We start from the raw sequence: 5,118 nt of genomic DNA on the forward strand, positions 1-5,118 counted from the left end.
CCCCGCGGGCGGGCGCGGTCCGCGCACCGGCACGGCGGCGGGGGCGCGATCGCGGCTCGGGTTCGGGCTCGTCGTCGTATTCGTCTTCGTCTTCGTCGACATAGCGGGGGATGACGGCGGTGTCGTCGTCCTCGTAGGGATCCCAGCCGTCCTCGGGCTCGTCGTCCCATTCCGGCTCGTCGGCTACCGGTGTGGTGGAGGCCCGGCGGGATCGCTCCCATGCCTGGTCGTCGCGGCGATACTTCCGCTCGGCCTCACGCTGCCGGAATCGCGCCTCCGCCTGCGCCCATCGATCCGTCATTCATCGTCTCCGGACAACGCGGTACGTGCCGCGTCCTCGGCCGACCTCATCACAGAACTCCGTTCGTCCAACCAGCTCTGCAGGATCGATACAGCAGCCGCCTGGTCGATCACCTGCCGCTGTCCGCGCGCTCGAACACCGCTGTCCCGCAGAGCGCGTGCAGCAGACACCGTAGTCAAACGTTCGTCGGAAAGCCGGATCGGGACGTCGGGCAGCGAGTCGCGCAATCTTCCGGCGAACTCCGTCGCCATGCGCGCCGAGGTTCCTTTTTCGCCGCGGAGCGTACGAGGCAGCCCCACGATGATCTCCACCGCCTCGTACTCGTCCGCGATCGCCGCGATCCGCGCGATATCCGCGCCGGATCCGGGCGTGCGACCACCGCTGTGCACGCCCCGCGGTGGCCGCCCGGCGCGCCGGGAGCCGGTGTCGCGGGGCACGGTCTCCACCGGAGTGGCGAGAATCCCGTCGGGATCACTCGCGGCGACCCCGATCCGCACACTGCCCACATCGATGCCCAACCGCCTGCCCCGGCCCGGATCCGTGGCGGGATCGGGCCGGTCGACGGGCGGGTCGTCCAGCGAGCCCACCGTCATCAGCCGGCGTGCGCGCCGATGTGATCGCGTACCGCCGCGAGACCGGCGTCGATACCCGACGGGTCCGAACCCGCGCCCTGCGCCATCTCGGGTTTGCCGCCGCCGCGGCCGGAGATCCGCGGCCCGAAGACGGCCACCAGATCACCGGCGGCGAAGCCCAGCGCCTGGGCGGGCTTGTTCACCGTCACCACGAACGGCACCTTACCCTCGCTATTTCCGAGCAACACCACGACGGCGGGGGTGGAACCCAGCCGGCCCCGGATATCGGTGGCCAGGGTACGCAGATCACCCGCGGAGACGCCCTCGGGCGCGGCGGCCGCGACCAGCAGCACATCCCCGAACCGTTCGGCGGCCTCGGCATAGGAACCCGCCGACGACAACACCGCCGCGATCTTGGTCCGTTCGAGCTCTTTCTCGGCGACGCGCAGCCGGTCCACCAGCTGCTCGACCCGCCCCGGCACCTCGTCGGAGGGCACCTTCAGCATCGAGGCGACCCCGGCCAGCAACGCGCGTTCCTTGGCCAGATATTGATAGGAGTCCAGCCCGACGAACGCCTCCACCCGGCGCACGCCCGAACCCACCGACGACTCACCGAGCAGGGTGATCGGGCCGATCTGCGAGGAGTGACCCACATGGGTACCACCGCAGAGCTCCATGGAGAACGGTCCGCCGATCTCGACCACGCGGACCCGGTCGCCGTAGTTCTCCCCGAACAGCGCCAGCGCGCCCATCTCCTTGGCCTTGGGCAGGTCGGTGACGAAGGTGTTCACCGGGAAGTCCGCGCCGACGCCGTCGTTGGACACCGCCTCGATATCGGCCTTCTGCTGTTCGCTGAGCTGACCCTGCCAGTTGAAGTCGAAACGCAGGTAGCCCGGCTTGTTGAGCGAACCGGCCTGGACCGCGTTGGGTCCCAGCACCTGACGCAGTGCCGCGTGCACCATATGGGTGCCGGAATGCCCCTGGGTGGCGCCGCGCCGCCAGCCCGGATCGACCTGGGCCAGCACCACATCGCCCTCGGTGATCTGCCCCTGTTCGACGGTGCACCGATGCACCCACAGCTTCTTGGCGATCTTCTGGACATCGTTGACGACGAGTTTCGTCCCTGCCGCGGTGATCGTGCCGCGGTCGGCGATCTGACCACCGGATTCGGCGTAGAGCGGGCTGCGGTCCAGGATCACCTCGATATCGGTGCCCGCCGGCGCGGTCGGCACCCGGACTCCCTCGGAGATCAGGGCCAGTACATGGGCCTCGGAGGTCAGCTCGTCGAAACCCGTGAACTCCGTATCGCCGCGGTCGACCAGTTCCTTGTACACCGACAGGTCGGCATGCGCGTGCTTGCGGGCGTGGGCGTCCTCCTTCGCCCGCCGCCGCTGTTCGGCCATGAGCGTACGGAACCCGTCCTCATCCACCGACAGACCGGCTTCCGCGGCCATCTCCAGGGTGAGGTCGATCGGGAAGCCGTAGGTGTCGTGCAAGGTGAAGGCGTCGGCGCCGGAGATGGTGCCGGTACCGCCGCGCGAGGCCGACGCCTTTACCTGCTCCGCCGTTTCGTCGAACAGTTTCGAACCCGTGCTCAAGGTCTTGCGGAAGGCCGTCTCCTCGCCGACCGCGACGGTTTCGATCCGCGCGTAGTCGGTGGACAGCTCGGGATACGAGGGTGCCATGAGCTCGCTCACAACCCGCATGAACTCGCTCATCACCGGCTGTTCGGCGCCGAGCAGCCGGGCCGAGCGCACGATCCGGCGCAGCAACCGGCGCAGCACGTAGCCGCGGCCGTCATTGCCGGGGTTGACACCGTCGGCGATCAACATGGCCGAGGTGCGCGCGTGGTCGGCGATCACCCGGAACCGGACATCGTCGGCGTGTTCGACACCGTAGGAGCGACCGGTCAGCTCCTCGGCCTTGTCGATGATGGGGCGCAGCAGATCGGTTTCGTAGACATTGTCGACACCCTGCAGCAGCAGCGCGATGCGCTCGACGCCCATACCGGTATCGATGTTCTTCTTCGGCAGCACGCCCACCGGCGGAAAGCCCAGCTTCGGGCTGTCCTCGCCGCGGATATCCTGCATGAAGACCAGGTTCCAGATCTCCAGGTAGCGGTCCTCATCGGCGACGGGGCCACCGTCGCGGCCGTACTCGGGCCCACGGTCGTAGTAGATCTCCGAACAGGGCCCGCCGGGACCGGGCACGCCCATATCCCAGTAGTTGTCCTTACCGTCGCGGAACTGGATCCGCTCCTCGGGGATACCGGCCACCCGGCGCCAGATCTCGGCGGCCTCGGGATCGTCCTGGTAGGCGGTGACCCAGATCCGCTCCGGATCGAAGCCGTACCCGCCGTCCTCCTGCGAATTGGTGATCAGCTCCCAGGCGAAGCGGATGGCGCCTTCCTTGAAGTAGTCGCCGAACGAGAAATTACCCGCCATCTGGAAGAACGTATTGTGCCGAGTGGTGACGCCGACTTCCTCGATATCACCGGTGCGCACGCATTTCTGCACGCTGGTCGCGCGCGGGAACGGCGGCGTCTGCTGACCGAGGAAATACGGCTTGAACTGCACCATGCCCGCGTTCACGAACAGCAGGTTCGGGTCGTCGAGAATCAGCGATGCACTGGGCACCTCTGTATGCCCGGCACTAACGAAATGGTCCAGGAACCGCCGTCTGATCTCGTGGGTCTGCACGAATATCCAGCCTACCGGTGCCGCGCACCCGAATTATCACCGAGCCGGGTTTCCAGGGCGCAGACCGCGCACGATCCGGCGCAGGGTGCTCACCCGGGGCCCGACCGCCCGCTCGTGACCGTGGTCGGTGGGGTGGTAGTAGTCCACCCCGACGAGTTCGTCCGGCGGGTACTGCTGGGCGAGGACCCCGTCCGGGTCGTCGTGTGGGTAGCGGTAGCCCTGGGCATTGCCGAGCCGCTGGGCGCCCGCGTAGTGACCGTCCCGCAGATGCGGCGGCACCGAGCCCGCCTTCCCGGCCGCCACATCGGCCATGGCCGCGCCGAGGGCCGCGATCACCGCGCCCGATTTCGGCGCGGTGGCCAGATGGATGGTGGCCTGTGCCAGCGCCAGCCGCGCCTCGGGCAACCCGACCAGCTGCACCACCTGGGCCGCAGCGGTCGCCGTCTGCAGCGCGGTCGGGTCGGCCATGCCGATGTCCTCGCTGGCGTGGATCATCAGGCGGCGGGCGATGAAGCGCGGGTCCTCCCCCGCGGTGAGCATGCGGGCCAGGTAGTGCAGCGCCGCGTCCACGTCGGACCCGCGGATGGATTTGATGAACGCGCTGATCACGTCGTAGTGCTGGTCACCGGCTCGGTCGTACCGGACGGCCGCCTTGTCGATACTCGCGGCCACCAGGTCGAGGTCGACCGTGCCGTCCAGCGCGGATTCCGCCGAGGCCTCCAGCGCGGTGAGCGCTCGCCGGGCATCACCTCCGGCGATCCGCACGATGTGGTCGAGTGCCTCGTCGGTCACCGTGTACTGCCCGTCCAGACCGCGCGGATCGGTGAGGGCACGGGCGAGGACGGCCCGGATATCCTCGGCCCCGAGAGAGTGCAGCTGCAGCACCAGCGACCGCGACAGCAGCGGCGCCACCACCGAGAACGACGGATTCTCCGTGGTCGCGCCGACCAGTAGCACGATGCGGTTCTCCACCGCGGCGAGCAGGGCGTCCTGCTGGGTCTTGGAGAAGCGGTGTACCTCGTCGATGAACAGCACGGTCTGCTCGCCCGCGGTGAGCCGCCGGCGCGAGATATCGATGACCGCCCGCACCTCCTTGACCCCGGCGGACAGGGCCGACAGTGCCTCGAACCGGCGGCCGGTGGCCTGCGAGATGAGCGATGCGAGCGTCGTCTTCCCGGTACCGGGCGGCCCGTACAGCAGCACCGAGGCCGCACCCGACCCCTCCACCAGCCGCCGCAGCGGCGAACCGGGCCCCAGCAGATGCCGCTGCCCGACGACCTCGTCGAGCGAGGCGGGCCGCATCCGCACCGCGAGCGGAGCACGCGCCCCACCACCCCCTGCGGCCTCGCCCGCGAAGGCGATATCCGGTGCGCCCGCCCCCACCCCGGGCATATCGAACAGACCCTCACTCATGCCTGCGACGGTACCGCCCACCCCCGACACCGCGTCCGGGCGTAGCCCGAGGAGCCCGCACCGGCTGCCCGCTCATCATGCGAGGTGAGCTTGGTTGCCAAGGTGGGGGTGGACTTGCTCGCCAAGGCGCTGT

3 protein-coding genes and 1 pseudogene are annotated in these 5,118 nt (G+C 69.1%); all 4 read right to left on the reverse strand.

Annotated elements, in window-relative coordinates; all coding sequences use genetic code 11:
• Window positions 1-301: pseudogene (locus tag NS4_RS30875) on the reverse strand (hypothetical protein); the annotation flags it as partial.
• The gene (gene ruvX / locus NS4_RS30880) at window positions 298-894 is read right to left on the reverse strand and encodes a Holliday junction resolvase RuvX (RefSeq protein WP_063062988.1); all 597 of its coding nucleotides are present in this window, start codon (window positions 892-894) and stop codon (window positions 298-300) included. The pseudogene NS4_RS30875 and the gene ruvX, both read right to left, overlap by 4 nt.
• A complete protein-coding gene (alaS, locus tag NS4_RS30885) occupies window positions 894-3,572 on the reverse strand; it encodes an alanine--tRNA ligase (RefSeq protein WP_063062989.1) in 2,679 nt (892 codons plus the stop codon). Before alaS ends, ruvX begins: the two co-directional genes overlap by 1 nt.
• 36 nt (window positions 3,573-3,608) lie before the next feature.
• Entirely contained in the window at window positions 3,609-4,985 is a 1,377-nt protein-coding gene (locus NS4_RS30890; RefSeq protein WP_084487893.1) for a replication-associated recombination protein A, read from the reverse strand.
• Between the last annotated feature and the right edge of the window lie 133 nt (window positions 4,986-5,118).

The sequence above is a fragment of the Nocardia sienata NBRC 100364 genome (assembly GCF_001613205.1).
GTDB lineage: Bacteria > Actinomycetota > Actinomycetes > Mycobacteriales > Mycobacteriaceae > Nocardia > Nocardia sienata.

Excerpts from the sequence above, each read along its gene's own strand:
- ruvX (WP_063062988.1), bottom strand. The coding sequence starts at position 894 with ATGACGGTGGGCTCGCTGGACGACCCGCCCGTCGACCGGCCCGATCCC.
- NS4_RS30890 (WP_084487893.1), bottom strand. The coding sequence starts at position 4,985 with ATGAGTGAGGGTCTGTTCGATATGCCCGGGGTGGGGGCGGGCGCACCG.